The sequence below is a fragment of the Bradyrhizobium sp. Ai1a-2 genome, assembly GCF_000426245.1.
Classification (GTDB): Bacteria; Pseudomonadota; Alphaproteobacteria; order Rhizobiales; family Xanthobacteraceae; genus Bradyrhizobium.
This window is the reverse complement of the sequence record NZ_AUEZ01000006.1, coordinates 30538-53238: the sequence shown is the minus strand read 5'-3', so window position 1 is coordinate 53238 and position 22701 is coordinate 30538. Positions and strand designations below refer to the sequence as shown.

The 22701-nt window shown below is 63.6% G+C and carries 20 protein-coding genes; 13 read left to right on the top strand and 7 right to left on the bottom strand.

Annotation, left to right across the window (positions count from 1 at the left end; all coding sequences use genetic code 11):
• Positions 1-85 precede the first annotated feature (85 nt).
• The 3 genes from K288_RS0106515 to K288_RS0106505 are packed head-to-tail and all read left to right on the top strand — an operon-like array spanning position 86 to position 4970.
• Positions 86-493: a FixH family protein gene (locus tag K288_RS0106515; RefSeq protein WP_027578798.1), complete on the top strand. Its 408-nt coding sequence runs from the start codon at positions 86-88 to the stop codon at positions 491-493.
• Positions 490-1782 (top strand): efflux RND transporter periplasmic adaptor subunit, encoded by a 1293-nt coding sequence (locus K288_RS0106510; protein WP_027578797.1) that lies wholly within the window; start codon positions 490-492, stop codon positions 1780-1782. Before K288_RS0106515 ends, K288_RS0106510 begins: the two co-directional genes overlap by 4 nt.
• A complete protein-coding gene (locus K288_RS0106505) occupies positions 1779-4970 on the top strand; it encodes a CusA/CzcA family heavy metal efflux RND transporter (protein ID WP_027578796.1) in 3192 nt (1063 codons plus the stop codon). The genes K288_RS0106510 and K288_RS0106505 overlap by 4 nt, the downstream gene beginning before the upstream one ends.
• Before the next feature lie 25 nt (positions 4971-4995).
• On the opposite strand, the gene K288_RS0106500 is transcribed toward K288_RS0106505, so the two are convergent.
• A complete protein-coding gene (locus K288_RS0106500) occupies positions 4996-6288 on the bottom strand; it encodes an MFS transporter (protein ID WP_027578795.1) in 1293 nt (430 codons plus the stop codon).
• Between the two features lie 255 nt (positions 6289-6543).
• Here K288_RS0106500 and K288_RS0106495 point away from each other — a divergent pair, with 255 nt between their 5' ends.
• The 3 genes from K288_RS0106495 (at position 6544) to K288_RS0106485 (ending at position 8506) form a co-directional block, all read left to right on the top strand.
• On the top strand, positions 6544-6921 hold the full coding sequence (locus tag K288_RS0106495) for a type II toxin-antitoxin system RelE/ParE family toxin (protein ID WP_027578794.1): 378 nt from the start codon (positions 6544-6546) through the stop codon (positions 6919-6921).
• Positions 6922-6979: 58 nt separating this feature from the next.
• Entirely contained in the window at positions 6980-7255 is a 276-nt protein-coding gene (locus K288_RS0106490; RefSeq protein ID WP_152535422.1) for a helix-turn-helix domain-containing protein, read from the top strand.
• 192 nt (positions 7256-7447) lie between these two features.
• Complete coding sequence (locus K288_RS0106485; RefSeq protein WP_027578792.1) at positions 7448-8506, top strand: AI-2E family transporter; 1059 nt, start codon at positions 7448-7450, stop codon at positions 8504-8506.
• A 126-nt stretch (positions 8507-8632) separates the two neighbouring features.
• On the opposite strand, the gene K288_RS0106480 is transcribed toward K288_RS0106485, so the two are convergent.
• Positions 8633-11284 carry an alpha/beta hydrolase fold domain-containing protein gene (locus K288_RS0106480; RefSeq protein ID WP_027578791.1) on the bottom strand — a complete coding sequence of 884 codons (2652 nt, stop codon included), beginning with the start codon at positions 11282-11284 and terminating at the stop codon, positions 8633-8635.
• 225 nt (positions 11285-11509) lie between these two features.
• Positions 11510-12100 carry a GNAT family N-acetyltransferase gene (locus K288_RS0106475; RefSeq protein WP_043159421.1) on the bottom strand — a complete coding sequence of 197 codons (591 nt, stop codon included), beginning with the start codon at positions 12098-12100 and terminating at the stop codon, positions 11510-11512.
• A 341-nt stretch (positions 12101-12441) separates the two neighbouring features.
• On the opposite strand from K288_RS0106475, the gene K288_RS0106470 reads away from it, so the two are divergent.
• The 7 genes from K288_RS0106470 (at position 12442) to K288_RS44880 (ending at position 18839) form a co-directional block, all read left to right on the top strand.
• Positions 12442-13260: a sulfurtransferase/chromate resistance protein gene (locus tag K288_RS0106470; RefSeq protein ID WP_027578789.1), complete on the top strand. Its 819-nt coding sequence runs from the start codon at positions 12442-12444 to the stop codon at positions 13258-13260.
• Positions 13257-14648, top strand: coding sequence for a chromate efflux transporter (chrA, locus tag K288_RS0106465; RefSeq protein ID WP_027578788.1), 1392 nt, complete (start codon positions 13257-13259; stop codon positions 14646-14648). The genes K288_RS0106470 and chrA overlap by 4 nt, the downstream gene beginning before the upstream one ends.
• Before the next feature lie 78 nt (positions 14649-14726).
• The gene (locus K288_RS0106460; protein ID WP_027578787.1) at positions 14727-14954 is read left to right on the top strand and encodes a PepSY domain-containing protein; all 228 of its coding nucleotides are present in this window, start codon (positions 14727-14729) and stop codon (positions 14952-14954) included.
• Positions 14955-15023: 69 nt separating this feature from the next.
• Positions 15024-15971, top strand: a complete 948-nt coding sequence (locus tag K288_RS0106455; protein WP_027578786.1) for a DUF1259 domain-containing protein — start codon at positions 15024-15026, stop codon at positions 15969-15971.
• 42 nt (positions 15972-16013) lie between these two features.
• Positions 16014-16754 (top strand): ABC transporter ATP-binding protein, encoded by a 741-nt coding sequence (locus tag K288_RS0106450; protein WP_051334392.1) that lies wholly within the window; start codon positions 16014-16016, stop codon positions 16752-16754.
• The gene (locus tag K288_RS0106445; RefSeq protein ID WP_043159420.1) at positions 16741-18120 is read left to right on the top strand and encodes an ABC transporter permease subunit; all 1380 of its coding nucleotides are present in this window, start codon (positions 16741-16743) and stop codon (positions 18118-18120) included. Before K288_RS0106450 ends, K288_RS0106445 begins: the two co-directional genes overlap by 14 nt.
• The gene (locus K288_RS44880) at positions 18117-18839 is read left to right on the top strand and encodes a hypothetical protein (protein WP_051334391.1); all 723 of its coding nucleotides are present in this window, start codon (positions 18117-18119) and stop codon (positions 18837-18839) included. Before K288_RS0106445 ends, K288_RS44880 begins: the two co-directional genes overlap by 4 nt.
• Positions 18840-19172: 333 nt before the next feature.
• Here the strand turns inward: K288_RS44880 and K288_RS53540 are convergent, their stop codons facing one another.
• The 4 genes from K288_RS53540 to K288_RS0106420 all read right to left on the bottom strand — a co-directional run bounded on the left by K288_RS53540 (position 19173) and on the right by K288_RS0106420 (position 21862).
• On the bottom strand, positions 19173-19325 hold the full coding sequence (locus K288_RS53540) for a hypothetical protein (RefSeq protein ID WP_160168944.1): 153 nt from the start codon (positions 19323-19325) through the stop codon (positions 19173-19175).
• 140 nt (positions 19326-19465) lie between these two features.
• Positions 19466-19849, bottom strand: a complete 384-nt coding sequence (locus K288_RS49475; RefSeq protein WP_051334390.1) for a nuclear transport factor 2 family protein — start codon at positions 19847-19849, stop codon at positions 19466-19468.
• A gap of 64 nt (positions 19850-19913) precedes the next feature.
• Complete coding sequence (locus K288_RS0106425) at positions 19914-21185, bottom strand: cytochrome P450 (RefSeq protein WP_027578782.1); 1272 nt, start codon at positions 21183-21185, stop codon at positions 19914-19916.
• A 44-nt stretch (positions 21186-21229) separates the two neighbouring features.
• Positions 21230-21862, bottom strand: coding sequence for an isochorismatase family cysteine hydrolase (locus K288_RS0106420; protein WP_160168943.1), 633 nt, complete (start codon positions 21860-21862; stop codon positions 21230-21232).
• Positions 21863-22701 lie beyond the last annotated feature (839 nt).

Below are 22701 nucleotides of genomic sequence, written 5' to 3'. Positions count from 1 at the left end.
CCGGGCGCTGCCGCGCGGCTTGAGACGCCGCGCGGATGACACGTGCTGCGCAAGCAGCAAGACCAAAGCAATCGAGGAATGGAAAATGAAAGCGTTCAACACCAGGCGCGCCGTCTCGGCGGCGCTCATGGGCATGGCCATGCTGGCCATGACCGGCACCGCGCGGGCAGAGATCAAGGACTACGAGTTCCAACTGGTCGATCAGAACGTCCAGGCGGGAGCGGACAAGATCATCGCGGTTCGGCTGGTCAACAAGAGGACCGGCAAGCCGGTGCCGGATGCCGTGATCTTCGCCACCCGGCTGGATATGGCGCCTGACGGCATGCAGGAGATGGCGACCAGGGTCACCATCGTGCCCGGCGGCGAGCCTGGAACGTACAAGTTCAAGGCCACTCTGGGCATGGCCGGCCGCTGGCAGCTGTCGCTCGGCGCCAAGGTGCGAGGCGAAACCGGCGCGGTCGAAAACAAGCTCGTCGTCACGGCGCAGAAATGACCCGCGCCATCATGATCGGCGCCGCCGCTGCGACCTTCGCAGCGGCGGGCATCGCCATTTTCGCCGGCGGACTTCCGTCGAAGCTCGCGGGTCACACAGTCTCGCACGCAGCCGCCGCCGAGAGCGGCACGCCTGCGAGCACCCGCAAGATCAAATACTACCGCAACCCGATGGGGTTGCCGGATACGTCGCCGACGCCGAAGAAGGACTCGATGGGGATGGACTACATCCCCGTCTACGAGGGCGAGGAGACCGACGATGGCTCGATCAGGCTGTCGCCGGGCCGGATCCAGCGCACCGGCGTCAAGTCCGAACCGGTGATGCTGCACATTGTCAGCACAGTGGTGCGCGCGCCGGGCACGATCCAGCTCGATGAGCGCCGCGTCTCGGTCATTGCCATGCGTGCCGAAAGCTATGTGCACAAGGTCGCCGACGTCACCACCGGCAGCCGCGTCGCCAAAGGCCAGCCGCTGATGGAGATCTACAGCCCCGCAGTCTCCTCGGCCGCCGCCGAATATCTGGCGACCATCACCTCGAAGACCACGGCGGCGATCGAAAGCTATGGCCGGGGCTCCCGGCAGCGGCTGATGAATCTCGACGTGCCGGAATCCGCCATCGCGACGATGGAAAAGACCAAGGCCGTCCCGATCGTGATCCAGTGGTCCGCGCCGCGCGACGGCATCGTGCTCGAGCGCAATGCAATCGAGGGCATGCGCGCGCAGCCCGGCGACGTGCTGTTCCGCGTCGCCGACACCTCGCTCGTCTGGGCGGTCGTCGACGTGGCGGAACGCGATCTCGGCGGCGTGGCAGTCGGCCAGCCCGTCATCGTCCGCGCCCGCAGCTTCCCGGGCCGAACCTTCGCCGGCAAGGTCAGCGTGATCTATCCGCAGGTGAACCGCGAAACGCGCACCGCCCGCCTCAGGATCGAACTCGATAACGCCGACCTCGCGCTGCTTCCCGACATGTATGTCGATGCGGAGATCGAAGTCGGCAGCCAGGATCCCGTGCTCGCCGTACCCGACAGCTCCGTGCTCGACACCGGCAACCGGCAGACGGTCATCATCGACAAGGGAGGCGGCCGGTTCGAGCCGCGCGAGGTCAAGGTCGGACATCGCGGCGGCGGTTATGTCGAGATCACGGAGGGTGTCAGCGAAGACGACATAGTCGTGACCTCGGCCAATTTCCTGATCGACGCCGAGAGCAATCTCAAGGCGGCGCTGAAGGGCTTTTCCGGCGCGGGCAGCGCGCAGGAGACATCATCAACCAGCGGCATGGGAGGACGACCATGATCGCCCGCGTCATCGCCTGGTCGGCACGCAACCTTTTGCTGGTGCTGTTCGGCACCGGCTTCGCCGCGGCGGCCGGCATCTATGCGCTGCTTCACTTGCCGCTCGACGCCATCCCTGATCTCTCCGACACCCAGGTGATCGTCTACACCGAATATCCGGGCCAGGCGCCGCAGGTGATCGAGGACCAGGTCACCTATCCCTTGACCACAGCGATGTTGACGGTGCCGAAATCGAAGGTCGTGCGCGGCTTCTCGTTCTTCGGCGTCTCTTTCGTCTATGTGATCTTCGAGGACGGCACCGATATCTATTGGGCGCGCTCGCGCGTGCTCGAATTCCTCAATTCCGCTGCCTCGCGCCTGCCGGCCGGCGTGACGCCGACGATCGGCCCCGACGCGACCGGTGTCGGCTGGGTCTACCAATATGCCGTGATCTCGAAAGAGCTGAACCTCGCCGACACCCGCACGATCCAGGACTGGAATCTGAAATTCGCGCTCGCCAAGGCCGAGGGCGTCGCGGAGGTCGCTGGAATCGGCGGCTTCGTCAAGCAGTACAATGTGATCCTCGATCCGCAGCGGATGCGCGACCGCGGCATCACCATGCAAAGGATGCGCGAGGCGATCCGCGCCAGCAACGCCGATGTCGGCGGCCGCACCGTCGAGCTGTCCGAGTTCGAATATGTCATCCGCGGCAAGGGCTACATCAGGGATATCAACGATCTCGGCAATATCGTGCTCAAGACCGCAAACGGCACGCCGGTGCTGCTGCACGACGTCGCCCGCGTCGAGCTCGGCCCGGACGAGCGGCGCGGCATCGCCGAGCTCAATGGCGAGGGCGAAGTCGCGAGCGGCATCGTGCTGCAGCGCTTCGGGGTCAACGCGCTCGATGTGATCGAGAACGTCAAGAAGCGCTTCAAGGAGATCGCAACCAGCCTGCCGAAATCGGTCGAGATCGTTCCGGTCTACGACCGCTCGAACCTGATCAACGCCGCCATCGATACCTTGAAGCACACGCTGGTGGAGGAGAGCGTCGTCGTCGCCCTGGTCTGCGTCGTGTTCCTGCTGCATGTCCGCAGTGCGCTGGTCGCGATCCTGATGCTGCCGGTCGGCGTGCTGATGGCATTCGGCGCGATGAAGCTGCTCGGCATCGGCTCCAACATCATGAGTCTGGGCGGCATCGCCATTGCGATCGGCGCCATGGTGGACGCCGCCATCGTCATGATCGAGAACGCCCACAAGCATCTCGAGCGTGCCAGGCCCGGGCAGTCGCGGCTCTCGATCCTGATCGATGCCGCCGCCGAAGTGGGGCCAGCGCTGTTCTTCAGCCTGCTGATCATCACCGTCTCCTTCATGCCGATCTTCACGCTGGAATCCCAGGAAGGCCGGCTGTTCAGCCCGCTGGCCTTCACCAAGACCTTCGCGATGGCGGCCGCCGCCCTGCTGTCGGTCACGCTGGTGCCGGCACTGATGGTGATCTTCGTCCGCGGCAAGATCGTTCCGGAGCACAAAAATCCGATCAACCGCTTCCTGATCTGGATCTATCGTCCCGTCATCACGGGCGTATTGCGTGCCAAGACGCTGGTCGTGCTGCTTGCGCTCGCCGTCCTCGCTGTGACGATCTGGCCGGCGCGACAGCTCGGAACGGAATTCATGCCGAACCTGAATGAAGGCACCCTGCTCTACATGCCGACCACGCTGCCCGGCATCTCCGTGACCAAAGCCGCCGAGCTGATGCAGATGCAGGATCGGATCATCCGCGCGTTCCCCGAGGTTTCATCGGCCTACGGCAAGGCCGGACGCGCCGCGACCGCGACCGATCCGGCGCCGACCGAGATGTTCGAGACCATCGTCAACCTGAAGCCCAAGGAGCAATGGCGCGCGGGCCTCACGATCGACAGCCTGATCGCGGAGATGGACAAGGCGCTGCAATTCCCTGGTGTCTCCAACGCCTGGACCATGCCGATCAAGGCGCGCATCGACATGCTCTCGACCGGCATCCGCACGCCGATCGGCGTGAAGGTTGTTGGCACCGACCTGATCGAGATCGATCGTCTCGCCAGGCAGATCGAGCAGGTGCTCAAAGCCGTGCCGGGGACATCGTCGGCCTATGCCGAGCGCGGCATCGGCGGCTATTATCTCGAGATCACCCCGGACCGCACGGCGCTCGCGCGCTACGGCATGTCGGTCCAGGACGTACAGGATACGATCGCGACTGCGCTCGGCGGACAGACGGTGACGACGACGGTCGAGGGCCGGCAGCGCTTCACCGTCAACATGCGCTACCCCCGCGATCTCCGCGACAATCCGAAAGCGATCGGAAGCGACATCCTGGTGCCGATGCCGGCGGGAGGCGCGGTGCCGCTCGGCGAGGTCGCAACCATCCAGCCGGCGCGTGGGCCGACCTCGATCCGGACCGAGAACGGACAGCTTGCGACCTACATCTATGTCGACATCCGCGACCGCGACCTCGGCGGTTACGTCGCCGACGCGCGGCATGCCGTGCAGGCAAGCATCCAGTTTCCGCAGGGCTACTATGTGATCTGGAGCGGCCAGTACGAATATCTCGAACGCGCAATGGCGCGGTTGAAGATCGTCGTGCCGGCGACACTCCTGATCATCTTCCTGCTGCTCTACCTCAACTTCCGATCGGTCACCGAAACCGCCATCGTGATGCTGTCGCTGCCGTTCGCGCTGGTCGGCGGCCTCTGGCTGATGTGGTGGCTCGGCTTCAACCTCTCGGTTGCGGTCGCGGTCGGCTTCATCGCGCTCGCGGGCGTCGCCGCCGAGACCGGCGTCGTGATGCTGATCTATCTCAACCAGGCGCTGGCCGAGATCAGGGAGCGTCGCGTTGCCGAAGGACGCGCGTTGACCCGGAGCGACCTGCGCGATGCGATCATGGAGGGCGCGGTCGAGCGCGTGCGGCCGAAGATGATGACGGTGGTCGCGATCATGGCCGGCCTGTTGCCGATCATGTGGAGCACCGGCACCGGCTCCGAGATCATGCAGCGGATCGCGGTGCCCATGATCGGCGGCATGGTCTCCTCGACCTTGCTGACGCTGATCGTGATCCCCGCGATCTTCGGCATCGTCAAGGGTTTCGGCCTGCCTTCCGACGACCTGGACCAATCACATCCGCCGGTCGCGGCGCCGGTGACGGCGAGCAAGGCGCGCGTTCCGGAGCTGGCCGAATGATGCGAACCGAAGCGCGCGCCTGACTCTACTTTGCCAGCGGCTTCCCCGCCGTTTCGGGCGCCATCGCGATGAAAGGCAGGCCGACCACGTAGATCAGCGACAGCAGCGAGATCGCGAGCGGATAGCTCCCGGTCTTTGCAGCGAGCGCGCCGATCAGGGTCGGGCCGGCCGCGCCCAATACGCGCCCCATGCTGAAGGCAAAGCCGGAGCCGGATCCCCGCAAGGCGGTCGGAAACATCTCCGGCAGCCAGATCGTGAACAGTCCGAAGACGCCGTTGGTGAAGAAGCCGAGCACCGGAAGCAGGACCAGGAACAGCGCGAGGTTGTCGAGCTGCTCGATGGCGATCTTGTAGCTCACCACCACCGAGATCAGCGAGCCCATGAAGAACAGCACCGCCGTCCGGCGGCGGCTTGCGAGGTAGCCAGTGATCCATGGCATCAGCAGGCAGCCGGTCAGCGTGCCTACATTGGTGATCAAACCCGCGACCGCACCCATCTGCTGCGCATGGGCCGGCGTCGCGCCCGCCGCGGTGAGCTTGGTGATGATCACCGTCGGCGCCCAGAAGTTGGATGACCACAGGCCGAAGATGATGCAGGCCATCATCAGCGCGGCCGCCCAGGTGGTGCGCGCCTGCGCGCCCGAGAACAGCGCCGCCACGGAGGTCTTGGTCTTGGACGCGTGGCTGCGGGCGGGCTCTGGGATGTTGCTGCGCAAGTACGCGATCAACAGCGCCGGCAGGATGCCGAGCAGGAACATGCCGCGCCAGCCGAGCACGCTGCCGCCGATCAGCGTGACGGCAGCGGCGAGAAACAGTCCTGTCGGCGTCGCCGTGTGCAGCCAGCCGGCCAATCTCACCCTTGTGTGTTCGGGCACGGATTCCTGCAGCAGCGGCGTACCCGCCGCCCATTCGCCGCCGACGCCAAAGCCCGCCATGAAGCGAAACAGAGCGAACATCACGACGCCGGTGGCAAGCCCACACAGTGCCGTGAACAACGAATAGACCAGCACCGTCCAGCACATGATCCGGACGCGGCCATAGCGGTCAGCCGCCCAGCCCCACACCATCGAGCAGGCCCAGCCAAGCATGAAGATCGAGAACAGGAGGCCGCCATAGATGCCGATATTGGCGTGGCTCGCCTCGATCCCGCTCGCCGGCAACAATTCCGAGAGCGCGCCGACCAGGATATAACTGTACATGGAGGAGTCGAAGCCATCGAGCATCCATCCGAACCAGGTCGCCCAGAACACTTTCCTGGGCGATACCGCCCCGCCCTCCTCGACCGGCGAAGCGATCGTCTCAATGGTGCTCTCCGTCATGTTTCCTCCACGTTTCTTTTTCGGCGCGAGACTATGACGACGTTTGCAGGATGCGACATCTCCGCCAAATGGGACGGAGGCATCTTGTGGGAGAATACCGGCGCATGACGACGTCACGCACCAGCGAGTGCAGCATTGCAGAAGTACACTTGCGGCGATCAGGTTCTCCAGCTTGTAGCAGACAGAACTCGTCGAGCTCGGCCCTTGCTATCTATAGCGCTATAAACTATAGTTTATGGAATTAGAGAAGAGCTTGTGCGCATCTTTAAGACCAAGACGCTTGCGAGGTTCACCCGTCAGAATGGCATCCCCGATACCAGTCTGGTTTCCGCCGTCGAACGCGCACGGCGCGGCTTGATCGACGCCGACCTTGGCGGCCGCATTATCAAACAGCGTGTTGCGAGGCCGGGAGAGGGTAAGAGAGGAGGCTTTCGCCTGCTTGTCGGGTTTGGCTCTCATCGAGCCGTCTTCCTGTTCGGCTTCGCGAAAAACGAACGCGAAAATATCGATGATGCGGAGTTGGTGACGTTGCGGCAGATCGCCGAGTCTTTCCTGAACGCCAGCGATCCAAAGATCGAACAAGCCCTCAAGGACGGAACCTTGATCGAGGTGCGACATGGCAGCGAAGACTAAGAAGCCAAAGACGAGAACCAGCCGGCTCACCAAAGAACTGTTGGAGACGGCGCTGGACATGCGCGCGAGCGGCCTGCTGACAAAAGCCGAGCACGAGAAGATCACCATGCGGCACAAGGCCGAGATCCCTCCCGCCGTCAAGGCGTCGCTGACGGGACGCCAAATCAGGGCTCTCCGCGAACACGCCAACCTTAGCCAGGCGGTTTTCGCGCGTTACCTCAACCTGACCGTGGGATACGTCTCGCAGCTTGAACGCGGGGTTAGACGTCCGACCGGCCCGGCGCTTGTCCTGCTTGACGTAATCCGTCGCAAAGGTATCGAAGCGATTCTCTGAGTTCGTTCGCTGCTGACCGGCCGTTGGCGGACGTCCCCCGGCCCAATCGAGCGTGGGAATCATTGAGCAGATGCAAGTCGGTAGAGCGCTACGGCACGGCGCGGGCCGAAAGGCGTTATACAAGTCCGTGAACGGAGCCCGCATCGGATTCGTTGTATGGAAGATGGCTGCAAAGGTGAAAGCGAGACGGCCGTGCGACGGATTGAAGATCAAGGTTTCCTGCTGCTGCTGTTCGTCGTCACCCTGGCGTTCGCCTGGATCCTGCAGCCGTTCTATGGCGCGGTGCTCTGGGCTATCGTCGTGGCCGTCATCTTTGCGCCGGTCAACCGGAGGATATTGAGATCGGTCGGCGGAAGGGAGACCCTCGCCGCCTCGATCACGGTCCTGCTTATCATCGCGATGGTGCTGCTGCCGCTCGCTATCATCGCGACGTCCCTGGCTCGAGAAGCTGCCGGTCTCTACTCAAAGATACAGTCCGGGGAGTACAACTTCTCCGGCTACGTCCAGCGGGTTTTCGATGCGCTGCCTGCGTGGGCGACCGGCTGGCTGGATCGCTTCAACCTGGGCGATCTTTCGGCCCTGCGCGAAACGTTGACGTCCGGCCTCATGAAGGGCGGACAGGTTCTGGCGCCTCAGGCGCTCAGCATCGGGATGAACACATTCGATTTCGTGATCAGCCTGGGCATCATGCTGTATCTTCTGTTTTTCCTGTTGCGCGACGGCAAGGCAGTGGCTGATAGGATCAGGGAGGCCGTTCCCCTCGAGGCCGATCGGAAGTCCGCGCTGTTCACGCGATTCGCCGATGTCGTCCGCGCCACCGTCAAGGGTGGCGTGCTGGTCGCGATGGCTCAGGGCGCGCTCGGCGGACTGGCGTTCTGGTTTTTGGGCGTTCACGCGCCGATCTTGTGGGCCGTGTTGATGGCCTTCCTGTCGCTATTGCCGGCGATCGGCGCCGGGTTGGTCTGGATCCCCGTTGCCATCTATTTCCTGGCGACCGGCGCCATATGGCAGGGCCTCGGTCTTATTGCCTATGGCGTGCTCGTCATCGGCTTGGTGGACAATGTGCTGCGTCCCTTCCTGGTCGGCAAGGGCACCAAGCTGCCCGACTACGTCGTGCTGATCTCCACGCTCGGCGGCATCGAGGTCTTCGGCCTGAATGGGTTCGTCATCGGCCCGCTGATCGCCGCGATCTTCATGGTGAGTTGGGATATCTTCGCCACATCGAGGCGGACGTCGCGAGACAGCGCGTAGACGCGTAGGATGGGTAGAGCGCAGCGAAACCCATCACCTTCATCCCGGAGAGTAATGGGTTTCGCTTCAGTCGATGCGATTTGATGGGTTTCGCTTCGCTCTACCCATCCTACGTTCTACATTCTTCTACTCCGCGGCCACGCCGATAGGCACCGCCCCCTCGTCACCCAGCCCGGCAAACCGGCGCAAGGCTTCGGCCATCCGCACACGTCCGCTGACGCCGGTGATAATCACGTCGACCATGGTGAACGAACAGTGGAAATGGCCGCGGGCGTTGAGCTGCTCGACCGGTACGCCGGCAGCAGCGAGCGCTTCGGCGTAAGCCATCCCCTCGTCACGCAGCGGATCGAACTCGCAGGTCACCACGAAGGCCGGGGGCAAGCCCTCCAGCTTGCCGCGTAGCGGCGAGACGCGCGGATCGGTCCGGTCGCCGGGCGAGCAGTAGATGTCCCAGAACCAATACATCAGCGAACGCGTCACGAAGTAACCCGTCGCATTGTCGGTGTAGGACGGCCGGTCGAACGTGCAGTCGGTGACCGGGGTCAGCAGGAGCTGTCCCGCGATCTCGGGGCCGCCGCGATCGCGCGCGAGCTGGCAGGTGACGGCCGCGATATTGCCGCCGGCGCTCCAGCCGGCGACCAGCACCGGTCCTGGCACACCGCCGAGTTCGGCCGCATGCTCGGCAATCCAGCGCGTCGCGGCAAAGCCATCCTCCGCCGCGGTCGGGAAGCGGTGCCAGGGCGCATGCCGATAGCCAACGCTGACGAAAATCATTCCGCTTCGCCGGCACATGTCGCGGCAGAACGGATCGTCCGACTGCTCGTCGCCCAGCACCCAGCCGCCGCCATGGAAATAGACCACGATCGGATGCGGCCCCGGCGTCGCCGGCCGATAGAGGCGATAGGGCAGCGGACCGTCATTGCCGGGAAGCGTGCCGTCGACGATCTCTCCGACCGGCCGGCCCGCGGGACGGCCCTTGTTGAACTCGTCGAGGAAGTCGCGCGCGCCCTGGGCGCCGAGGGACTCGATCGGCGGCAGGTTCATGTCCGCGAGCATGCCGAGCACGAGCCGCACATCCGGTTGCAGGCGTACGACCTCGCCGTCGTTGCATTGCTCTGCAACGTTCGGCCCGGTGAGCTTGAAGCCGAGCATGCCGCGGCTGACGATCTCGTTGCAGATGCTGCGATACGGGCCGACGCCGCCGGTATACGGCATCACGCCGCGCGCCTTGCCCGGAACGTTTGCGCCCGTGTACCAGGTGTTGGCGAGCCGATGCAGCGTGACCGTCGCGCAGTCGGCCATGTGCTGCGCCCAACCGGCCTGCGCCGTCTCGGTCGCTTCGATGGTGGTGAAGCCCGCCTCGCGCAGCGCGATCAATCGATCGACCACCCAGTCGATATGCTGCTCGATCGATACCGCCATGTTCGACAGCACCGACGGGCTGCCCGGCCCCGTGATCATGAACAGGTTGGGAAACTCCGCGACGGTCAGCCCGAGATAAGTCTGCGGTCCGTGCGACCAGACGTCGGACAGCGATTTTCCGTGACGTCCCGTGATCGGATGCACCGCCTTGATGGCGCCGGTCATGGCGTCGAAGCCGGTGGCGAACACGATCACATCGAGATCGAAGCTGCGCTTCTCGGTCGTGATGCCGGAGGCCGTGATCTCCTTGATCGGCTCCTGCCTCAGGTTCACCAGCGTGACGTTGGGACGGTTATAGGTGGCATAATAGTTGGTATCGAGACAGGGACGCTTGGCGCCAAACGGATGGTCGCGCGGCGTGAGCGCCTCGGCCGTATCAGGATCCTTCACGACTGCGCGGATCTTCTCGTGAATCAGCTCGCTGACCAGCGTGTTGCCGTCGACGTCCACGCCCTGGTCGGCCCAGAGCTGCGTCAGCACATGGACGAGGTCGCCCGCGGCCCAGGCCTGCTCGAAGCGCTCGCGCCGCTCGGCATCGCTCAATTGCCAACTCACCACGGTCTGCTGCGGATATGGCACGCCCGTGAGCGACCAGCGCGCCTGCTCGCGATAGCCGGCGCGGTCACCCTCCAGCATCGCGAACCGATCCGCCGGCTGAGGACCGTTGTGCGCGGGCAGCGCAAAGTTCGGCGTGCGCTGGAAAACCGTGAGGTGCGCCGCCTGCTCCGCAATCATTGGGATCGACTGGATTCCCGACGATCCCGTGCCGATGACGGCTACGCGCTTGCCGGCGAGGTTGACTCCCTCATGCGGCCAGCGGCTGGTGAAATAGACGTCGCCCTCGAAGTCCTTGACCCCGTCGATCTCCGGCGGCTTGGGCGCGGAGAGACAGCCCGTGGCCATGATGTAGTAGCGGCACGAGACGGCCGCGCCACTATCGGTCGTGAGCAGCCAGCGCTCCGCGGCCTCATCCCACGTCGCCGCCGTGACCTTGGTGCCAAAGCGGATATGACGCCTGAGGTCATAACGATCGGCGACGAAGCCGAGATAGTGCAGGATTTCAGGCTGGGTCGCGTATTTCTCCGACCATTGCCACGCGCGCTCCAGCTCCGGATCGAATGTGTAGCTGTAGTCGATGGTCTGAATGTCGCAACGCGCGCCGGGATAGCGATTCCAGTACCAGGTGCCGCCGACGTCGTCGGCCTCCTCCAACGCCACCGTGCTGAAGCCAGCCTTGGCCAACCGGTGTAAAAGATAGAGGCCGGCGAACCCGGCCCCCACCACCGCGACGTCGACCTGTTGCGCCGTGCCGTTTGTCGCCTCTGAAGCACGTGCTGCAACCATTGCGTCTGGCATGCCATCCTCCCGTGCATTTGATTTTTCGTGAGGCTACATCTCCTTTCCCCGGTCTGTCATCGGACAATTCAATCTTCGGTTGCTGCATCGCAGCGACCATTTGTTCCTATTGGGAAACAGGCCGACACGATGCGACGCTGACGCCCGGCAGATAGCCGTCGCCCTCTGGAACACGCGATCGCTTTGGTGAACTTGCGCGGAACGCTTCAGCCGAAGCCGGCGCCCTCAGCGAGCCCGGCGCAGCATTGGAAACAGTGGCGGCGATGTCCCCGCCTGGATCGTGCCGAGGAGCTCGAAGCCATGTCGCTGATACAGCGGGATGTTGGCCGGGTTGGTGGATTCGAGATAGGCCGCAACATGATCCCGATCGAACAGCCGAACGGCGTCTCCCAGCAGCGCTCCGCCACGACCCTTGCCGCGATACACCGGATCGACACCGATCAGCGGCAGATACCAATGAGGCTCATGGGGATGATAGGCCGCCATCCCTTCGAAAACGGCAGCCATCTCGGACTCTCGCCCTGCCGGCATGGTCGCTGCGAGGGCCGCCTCGTCGGGCTCGATGCCCGGCGGCAGCCACAGCGCCACGCCCACATAGTCGTCGGCACAGCGCGCCGTGTCTTGCTCAAAGGCGCGGCCGCCGAATGCGCGCACGAACGCCGGGAGTGATGCGAGGTACTGGTCCGGATCCGGATAGGTCCAACGCGCCACCGGATCGGTGCTGAAGGCAAGCACCAGAACGGAAATGGCCCGTTCGATATCGGCTGGCGCAACGGCAGTCACGACCGGACCAGAAACTGCGTTCACGGCGCTCATCAGATGATCTCCATCCCGGCCCCATTGCCAGGTTCAAGAGCAAGATCGAACCACAGATCTGGGGCGTCAATCAGGAGGGACGGTCAACAAGATGTGCGTTATCGGTTCGTCCGCGAAATGCACGTCGCAGTATGCAGCGGGGCGACGGACATCGCCATGCTTCGACATGTCGCGGAACCGATCGGAACATCCGATCAGGGATTTGTCAGGACTGCGGACGCATCGCGACGTCGATTGACATGGCCGGCAGCAAGGAGTTTATTTTGCCTCACGGGGATTAGGCGATCTCCCCGCGAGGCGACATGCCCAAGTATCGCGTCCTTAACGATGAGGGACGCAGCATGTCTTCATACACATCCATTTCCCCTGACAAGCTTTCACGATTGATTGGCACGGCCAGCGTGCCTGTTCTGATCGACGTCCGCCTTGATGACGACTTCGCGGCGGATCCGAGACTGATCCCGGGCGCGACGCGCCGCTCACATCTCGACGTTCACGACTGGGCGCGAGAGCTGGCCGGGCGCTCGGCGATCGTCATCTGCAACAAGGGCGAGAAGCTCAGCGAAGGCGCCGCCGCCTGGCTCCGCCACAACGGCATCGCGGCGGAGATCCTGGAAGGCGGCCATCTCGGCTGGAAACAGGCGGAACTGCCCACCGTGCCCGCCGAGAGGATTCCGAAGCGTGACGGGCGCGGGCGCACCGTCTGGGTGACGCGATCGCGGCCGAAGATCGATCGCATCGCCTGTCCCTGGCTGATTCGCCGGTTCGTCGATCCCGCCGCGGTCTTCCTGTTCGTCACTCCTGCGGAAGTCGTGGCGGTCGCCGAGCGCTTCGCGGCCACGCCGTTCGACATCGAGAATGTGTTCTGGAGCCACCGCGGCGAGCTCTGCACCTTCGATGTGATGGTGCAGGAGTTCGGGCTGTCCACGCCCGCACTCGAGCGGCTCGCCGTCATGGTGCGCGCGGCCGACACCGCGCGGCTCGATCTGTCTCCGGAGGCGCCGGGCCTGCTCGCGGCGTCGCTCGGCCTGTCGCGCATGTACGACGACGACCTCGAGCAGCTCAACGCCGGCCTGCTTCTCTACGACGCCTTCTATCGCTGGTGCCGCGACGCGACCAAGGAGACCCATAACTGGCCGACCAGCAAGGTGAAGCCATGACCACCCTCGCCGCAGACTCCAAAGCCGCTTCGCCCGGCGAGGCGCACGGCATCGCCTTTACCGAGGCGCTCGCGGTCTGGCTGCGCGTCGCGATCCTGAGCTTCGGCGGGCCGGCCGGGCAGATCGCGGTGATGCATCGCATCCTCGTCGAGGAGAAGAACTGGATTTCGGAAGCGCGCTTCCTGCATGCGCTCAACTACTGCATGCTGCTGCCCGGACCCGAGGCGCAGCAGCTTGCAACCTATATCGGCTGGCTGCTGCACCGGACTGTCGGCGGGGTCGTGGCCGGAGGCCTGTTCATCCTGCCCGGCGTCGTTGCCATCATGGCGCTGAGCTACATCTACGCCGCCTACGGCAATGTCGGCTTCGTCGAGGCGCTGTTCTTCGGCCTCAAGGCGGCCGTCCTCGCGATCGTGATCCAGGCGGTGGTCCGGATCGGCAAGCGCGCCCTTCGCAACCGGGTCATGATCGCGATCGCGGCGATCGCGTTCGTCGCGATCTTCTTTTTCGCGGCGCCGTTTCCCTTGATCGTCGTGGCTGCCGGTGTCATCGGCTACATCGGCGCACGGCTCGACAGGCCGGAATTCGCCGCGCTCGAGCACGGCGGAAAGAATCCCGCCGCGATCGACAGCATGCTCGACGAAGCAGTCCCAGAGCACGTTCGGCCAAGCGCGTCCCGGGCGCTGCGCGTCGGTGCCATCTGGCTTGCGCTCTGGCTCGTTCCCGTCACCGCGCTGCTCGTTGGCCTCGGCCCGTCGAATGTCTTCAGCCAGATCGCGATCTTCTTCAGCAAGATGGCGATGGTGACGTTCGGCGGCGCCTATGCCGTGCTGGCCTATGTGGCGCAGCAGGCGGCCAACTACTATCACTGGGTCGAGCCCCGCGAAATGCTCGACGGCCTCGGCATGGCCGAGACGACGCCGGGACCGCTGATCATGGTCGTCCAGTTCGTAGGCTTCATGGCGGCGTTCCGTGAGGCAGGCGAACTGTCTCCGATGCTGGCGGGCACGCTCGGCGGGCTGCTCGCGACCTGGGTCACGTTCACGCCCTGCTTCCTCTGGATCTTCCTCGGCGGTCCCTACATCGAGACCATGCGCGGCAACAAGGCGCTCGCCGGTGCGCTCTCGGCGATCACCGCCGCGGTCGTCGGCGTCATCCTCAATCTCTCGATCTGGTTCGCGCTGCACACGATCTTCCGGCAGACTTTTCCAGTTCAAGGCTTCGGCCTCTCCTTCGATGCACCGGCGCTGAGCAGCGTGGATTGGGCGGCGCTGGCGTTGTCGATCGCGGCCGCCACCGCGATCTTCCGCTTCAATGTGGGGATGCTTGTCGTCCTTGCGGCGTCCTGCATCACGGGCATCCTGTTGCGCCTGACCGGCATCATCTGACCGCATGCGGAGGCCGGCAGGATGACGATATCAACAAGACAAGCGGGCTGGAGGCACAACCCGGGAGCAAAGACCATGATGCGACTGATCTCCGGTGCAGCCCTTTGCCTGATGATGACGGGCGTGCTGTCGCCTGCATACGCCCTGACGCAACAGGAACTCGTCGCGAAGCTCGAATCCGCCGGCTACTCGCAGGTCGGTGAAATGAAATCGACGGCCGAAGGCATCGTCGTGAAGGCCGTCAAGGACGGCAAGGAAGTCCAGATCGTCGTCGACAGCAGCGGTCAAATCAAGGAGCGGCGGTAGAGCTGCGCGCTGCCGCCGCGAGCACAAGCATCTCCAGTACACGAACTCCAACAAGAGGAGCCAATCCCCATGACCATGAAAACTCGTTTTGCCGCCATCGCCGCGGCCTTGCTTTTGCCGAGCCTCGCGTCGGCGCAGCCCGTCGACTGGAACATCTTTGCGGAGCCGTTCATCTCGGAAGCTCACGCGCAGGCGATCGACTGGAAGAAGGTGGACGCAGCGCTCGGCAAGACCGCCACCGTCAGCGGCGAGGTCCATCGCTATGGCCTGCCGCGGTCCGATCTGCACGTCACGCTCGACGGCGTAGCTATCAAGCCCGCGCTCGCGCTTGGCGGCTGGGTGGCGTTCACACCGATGGACGGCCAGGCGATGGTGATGGGCGACCTCGTCCTGCTCGAATCCGAGATCACGCCGGTCATGACGAAGCTCTTGAACAGCGGCCTGGACATCACGGCGGTCCACAACCACATCCTGCGCGCTTCGCCCGCGACGTTCTACATGCATGTCGCCGGCCATGGCGATCCGGCGAAGCTGGCCACCGCGATCCACGAGGCGCTGTCGACCGGCAGCAAGACGCCGTTCGAACCACCGGCGGCGACGACCGGCGGATCGACACCCGCCGTCGACCTCGACACCGCGAAGCTCGACGAGATCATGCACGCCAAGGGGAACGTCACCGGCGGCGTCGATCAGTTCACGATCCCGCGCCGCGAGCCGGCGACCGAAGCAGGCATGGCGGTCACCCCCGCGATGGGCGGCGCCAACGGGATCAACTTCCAGCCGACCGGTGGCGGCAAGGCCGCCATCACCGGCGACTTCCTCGTCACCGGCGACGAGGTCAATCCGCTGATCCGAGCCCTGCGCGCCGGCGACATCGAGGTGACCGCGATCCACAGTCACATGCTCGACGAGCAGCCGCGGATGTTCTTCATCCATTTCTGGGCCAACGACGACGCACTGAAGCTCGCCCGAGGCATCCGCGCCGCGCTCGACAAGACAGCCGTGGCGCAGAAGTGAGAAAGGAGCCCATGTGTGCGCCCGCCGCGATTGGAGCGGTCCATGATCCCTGCGGATGCCGCTGCTCGCGATAAGCCCTGCGAGCTCCTGCGCGTGGAAAACCTCACCAAGCGCTATGGCCGCGAGATGGCGGTCGCGCACGTCTCATTTTCCGTCGCGACCGGCGAAATCCTTGGCATTGTCGGTCCGAACGGGGCCGGTAAGACGACCTTGCTGGAAGCGCTCGTGGGCCTGCTTGCAGCGGAGCAAGGCGCCGTGTTCTGGTGCGGCGAGGAATTGCCGCCGCCGCGGAGAAAGGAAGCGCTGTTCTATCTGCCCGACGGAGTACGGCCCTATCAGGACCGGTTCGCGATCGACGCCATGACCTTCTTTGCGCGGGTCTACAAGCGAACGCAGGCGCAGGCAGCCGCAACGGTCACTGCCGTCGGATTGACGCCGGTCCTTGGCAAGCGCGTGCATGCACTGTCCAAGGGTTATAATCGCCGGTTGCTGTTGGGGCTCGGCCTGCTGACGCCGCACGACGTGCTGGTGATGGACGAGCCGTTCGATGGATTCGACATCAGGCAGACGCGAACCATCATCGACCTGATCCGCCAGGAAGCGGCGCGGGGACGCACCTTCATCCTCGCCATCCACCAGCTCGCGGATGCCGAGCGTGTCTGCGACCGCTTTCTGCTGCTCGCCGGAGGAAAGGTGCGCGGTATCGGCACTCTCGGCGAATTGCGCGCGAAAGCCGCGCTGACGGGCGGTTCGCTGGAGGATATTTTCCTTGCGCTCACCTGAACCATATCTCGCTCGCGAGGCGCCGCTCACTCCGTTGCTTGCAAAGGAACTGGCCGAGATCGTCTGCGGCCGCGCGCTATGGACGATGCTGCTCCTGGTCTGTCCGTTGATCGGCTACAGTTTCGTTCAGGCCGTCTCGCTCTATGGCGAAGCGAGCGCGTCCGCGCGGCAATCTCCAGTTCTGGCGGCAAGCCTGTCGCCGCTCGACGGCGTTCTGGTGCCGACATTCGGCGCTTTCTACGTCGCGGTCACGCTGCTGTTCCCATTCGTGGCGATCCGCGTGCTGGGGCAGGAAAAGGAGTCGGGCGCGCTGCGCCTGTTGATCCAGTTGCCCTATCGATCCTCGACGCTCATTCTTGCCAAGCTCGCCGCTGTGCTCGCGGCCTGGATCCTGGCAAGCATCCCCGCCCTTTCAGCACTCGCGATCTGGGCGATGATGGGTGGGCATCTTGCGGCGTCCGAGACCGTCAATCTCCTGTTCGGCCATCTGCTCTACGGCCTGCTCGTGGGCGCGATCGCACTATTCGCCGCGACCATTGCCGACAGTTCGGCCACTTCAGCCATCATCGCGCTGGCGGTGACGATCGGATCATGGGTGCTCGATTTCACCCTCGCCGGCCATTCCGGCGTCGCGGCCTTTGTCGCACAACTATCGCTGACGCAAGCGCTGCGCCCGTTCGAACAGGGCTTGTTCTCCGCCGGGCCGGTGCTCGGCATCATCGGCGCAATCGCAGGCCTGTCCGCCCTCGCCTCCGTCTGGCTGCCGCCCGGCACGCCAACGCAAACCAAGTGCATGCGTTCTGTCCCATGCGTGCTCGCCGTCTTGCTGGCCCTCGGCATGACGACGCAGATCAAGCAATCGGTCGATGTCACCCAGGACCGGCGAAACTCCTTCCCGGCTGCCGACCAGCGGCTGCTCGCCACGCTCCGATTGCCTCTGGTCATCAAGGTCAATCTCGCACCCGAGGATCCACGCTATGCCGATCTGCAGCGCAACGTGCTGGCAAAGCTCGATCGCGCGATGCCGAATGTTTCGATCATTGTCATTGGCAGCCATCGCGATGCCGCCGGCCAGCCGGCCAACGATGCTTATGGCGAAATCGAATATTCCTACGGCGCCCGATCGGACGTCAGCCGCTCGACCAGCCCGCGCGAAGTCCTGCCGCTGTTGTACGCTCTCGCCGGCATGCAACCGCCCGCGTCCGCACCCGGCGACGAATATCCGGGCTATCCGCTGGTCGCCACGGCGGATGCGGCACTGTTCTGGTTCGTCGGCGGACTACCGCTGTTGATCGCGGGCGCGTGGTGGTGGAGCCGACGCCCGCCGGCCAAATCCCCGTTCACCTGCAGAGGAGCTCAATCATGACCGCAGGAGGAAGCATCAGGCCCGTCGCTGCTGCGATGATTGTCGCAGCGCTAGCGCTGCCGGCGCTCGCTGGGCAGCCGACGAAGATCGACTTCGGAGATGAAACCGTTGGCGCCGAACCGAAATCGCTCGTGCCGGTCGTCGGCATCTGGCGGATCGAGAACGATAGCGGCAAGAAGGTGCTCGCGGTGGACGGCCGGCAGTGGAGGGAGGGAGAATCGTCTGCCGAGATCGCCGACAAGGCGCGCGCGCTTTATGGCGAGCGCTACGCGGAGTTCCTCGACCGGGTCCAGGCCTATGCCTATTTCCCCTACGTGATCGCGCCCAACATCCAAGACTTCACCAATGGCGAGATCACGGTGCGCTTCCAGGGATTGTCCGGCCGCATCGATCAGGGTGCCGGAATCCTGTTCAACCTGAAGCCGAACGGCAACTACCTGACCATCCGCGCCAACTGTCTGGAAAACAACCTCGTGCTCTGGAAGTTCGAGAACGGCAAGCGCTCGTCGGTCAAATGGGTGCGCAACACGCCGACCGCCACGCGCCAATGGCACGACCTCAAGGTCCGCATCGTTGGCACGAAGGTCGAGGGCTATCTCGATGGCAAGCTCTATCTAGAGCACACATTGGCCCAGCCCGTCTCAGGCCGCGTCGGTCTATGGTCGAAGGCCGATAGTCACGTGCAATTCGCCGACTACGTCGTCACGGCAGCCGACTGAGAGATGCGGCAAACGCAGCTTTTACGACAGACGAGCGCGCGCCGAGAGCGCGATGAAATCAGGTCGAATTGCATCCGCGATCGCTGCTGGGCTCCCTCTCCCGCTTGCGGGGGAGACGAGCATAGCTCGCTCCGGGAGGGCTGGGGTGGGGGTCTCTCCGCGATTCAAGCTGTCCGACCGTGTGGAGAGAGCCCTCACCCGGCGCCTACGCCATAGCCGAAGCTTCGCTTCGGCGTTCTTAAGAACGGCCGCCGTAGGCGGGCCTACGCCTCTCCCGCAAGCGGGAGAGGTGAAACGCGTGGACGGGCCGATTCGACCAAAACGCATCATGCTCTAGGCAGCGACGCGACCGGCCTCCAACTGGAACTCCAATTCCTCGATGAGCTGCGCCAACCGCTCGAGCGTAAACAGATCGGTCGGTTCCTGTGCCAGCCGTCGGGTTTGCGCAAGCTTCCGTTCCAACTCTTTACGCTCGCGGCGCAACATTTGGAGCTCCTTGCTACATGGGCTAGGTCAGTCAAATTGATCAATAGAAGTTTACAACTTGTTAAAGCCGCGAGCGCGCTTTGACCCTCGGTCCATTGCGCCAATGATGGCGGTTATGCCTTCCACCCCATGCACAGCAACTACGGTGTCGTGCCGTCAGGCCTTGCTGTTGACTGCATGGCAACCAATCGCCAGCCGGCCGGGGCAAGTCGCCACACGGACATGATTGTCAGCGCCCTGTCGACAGGCTCCGCCCCTGCACCGAGGCGCATTCTGGCCGATACGAACTGGACCAGGACAAAGCAGCCCTCGACCTGCCAGAAACGGTCGGCGGTCACCGATATCTCGTCATAGGTGATCCGGCCCTGACGAAGGCTCTCGATGTACTCATCCTTGCTGTCAGCCTGGCCGTTCGAATGAACATAGATCAGATCGTCGTCCAGTAGTGCAGACAGCGCTGTGAGATCGCCCGACATCATTGCCGAAAACCTGGCTCTCTCCAGCGAACGAATATGTTCCAGCATCCGGTGCCTGCTCCCTTTCGCTCGACGCCATGGATCAGATTCTGCTTCGGTCTGAACGGCTCTGCTATCCGGCAATCCGAACCGGCAGGGTCTCATAGCCATTGATGAAATTCGAATACACTCGCTTGGGTTCGCCGACCACCTCGATGCGCCCGAAACGCTTCAGGATCTCTTCCCAGATGATCTTGAGCTGCAGCTCGGCGAGCCTGAGCCCGACACATCGGTGAATGCCAAAGCCGAACGACAGATGTCGGTGCGGCCGCTCGCGATCGATGCTGAAGTCGTACGGCTTCTCGATCGCATCTTCGTCGCGGTTGGCCGAGACGTACCACATAGCGACTTTGTCGCCCTTCCTGATTTTCTTGCCGCGAAACTCGATGTCGGCAAGTGCCGTCCGTCGCATGTGCGCAACCGGCGTCTGCCAGCGGATCACCTCCTGCACGAGACTGTCTATCAAGGCAGGATTCTTCCTTAGCTTCTCATACTGCGCCGGATGCCGGTTCAGCGCATAGATACTGCCCGACAAGGTATTGCGGGTGGTCTCGTTCCCGCCAACGATCAGCAGCAGCAGATTGCCGAGGAAGTTGCCCGGGTTCACGTCGCGCGTGCCCGCGCTGTGCGCCAGGAGCGACAGCAGATCGCTCTTCGGCGGCTGATTGATGCGAGCTTCCCAGAGCCGGCTGAAATATCGCACGCATTCTTCGAGTTCAGCCTGCCGCTGGTCCTCGGTCGCGACGACGCCTCCAGGGCCCGGAATTGTCGTTGCGACGTCGGACCAGCGCGTGAGCTTGCGGCGATCCTCCCAGGGGAAATCAAACAGCACAGCCAGCATCTGCGTCGTCAGCTCGATCGAGACCCGGTCGACCCAGTCGAACACCTCATTGGTCGGCAGATTGCCGAAGCATTCGACAGAGCGCTTACGGATGCCGATTGCGAGCTGTTCGAGATGCGTTGCGGTGAACATTGGCGCTATCGTCTTGCGCTGCGCGGTATGGCGCGGAGGATCCATGTTGATCAAGCTCTCACGGCGCAGGTCGGACGCCACGTCGACCAGGGTGATGCCGCCAAGCGCCGAGGCCGAGGAGAACACCTCATGATTGGTTTCGACATCCATGATGTCGTCGTATTTGGTGATGGACCAATACGGGCCGAACATGCTGTCGCTGGTGTAGTGGACGGGATCTTCCTTGCGCAGCCGGTCGAAATAGGGCCAATGGGTATCGGAGCGGAACAGCTCGGGATCTCCGGGGTCGAACTCTTCCAGCGGCAGGGAGAGAGCCCGCTCACGGGCACTGTCGTATCGGCTGTCTCGGCTAGGATCGAGTGTCCTGTGCATGGCCGGCTCCTTCTATCGTTTCCTATTTCTTCTGAGAGCAGGTACTAGCAGGCGACGGACACGAGCCGCCCTACCGCGTCGCTGCAGGACAGAACCTCAGCAAAGGCGAACGCCAACGTGGCCAGCGTGTGTCTTTGCAAGTCAGCGGCGCCGATCATCTCTCCCTTGGAATCTGCAAGATCGAACGTTGCGGTACCGTCGCTAAGGAACAAAACCTTGTACTCACGGGCGTGAGCTTCCCGCGCAGTAGTCTCGCAGCAGAAATTTGTGGCGATCCCTCCGATCAGAACCGTGTCGATCCCTCGGGCGCGCAGGAGTGAGTCCAGCGAGGTGCTTTGAAAACAGCCGAATTGGGGCTTGCCCAAGATGATGTCGGCCTTCCCCAGATCAACGGCAGCATGGAGCGCTGACGAACGGCCGTCCTCGTCGATGATCCCTGCACTCACCGGCGGAGCAGTGATCCCCAAGATCCCAACATCCGCATGGTCCGGACGCACCACGTGCCGAGTCCAGACGATGAGCGATCCAGCCTCTCGAAACCTGCGCACGAGGCCGTTGATCCGCTCGACAACGCGAATGCCGTCCGGCACTGCCACGGGTGAATTCTCTACGAAGCAATTCTGAAGATCAATCGCCAGAACCGCTGTCGTTTTGGGATTGACGGAAAAGGTGACCACCGAACGCCGCGCTCCTGGCAGTTAGAGCTTGCGGGGAGCCACTTGATCAACATGCTCAGTCGACATCACCGCAAATGTGGTCGGCGGGCCGAAGTCTCGTGAACTGTTCGGAAATCGATCGGGCGTGGCGCAGGGCAAACTGCGCAAATTTTTGGGCCACTTTGCCCGCCGTCGGGACATTCTGGCCTTCCCATCTATGTCTTCGACAATGCGCATTGCACTCTCCCAATGCAATTGGCTGGAGATCATGAACTTTCGGTGTTGCCGCAGTATTTCCAGGCCCGCGGAGAACGCTACATCCGTAATGCCGTCGCGAATCGATCAGCCTTCACTCGGAAGCCAACGTCTGCTTCCGGAACCGCGCGATAGACTGGCTTGCGCCGCTTGGGTGAAGGGCCGGCATTCAAGGCTTTTCGAAGTGTATCCGCTCGTGAGGCACGACGGCCGCCCTTTGCCGCCTCCGCGGGGTGCGGTGGAATTCGTCGATCGCGCTTGTGAGCGGCAATGCCGGCCTTCGGCGCAAGGAAACAGTAGGTCGCAGCTTGTGTAGCTGCGCCACCCCCTTGAGAAAGCGCCCCGAGCACGAGTCAGAACACACGAATTCTTGCAGTGATTTCAACGTGATTTGCTCCGTCCAGCCTTGCCGCAAAAAACATATCGCTTTCGCCGTCGGGCAAATCAGTGATTTAACTCCGCGCGTCTCACCCGAATGAGGGGCGCATCGCGATCGTCACGAACGTTGCGGTGAGATGCGGTGGACGCGGGTGCTGTGAACGACGAACACAGCATCAGCGGACGGCGAAGTCGTGTGGTCCTGGCGCCCCGACGCTGGCGCTAAG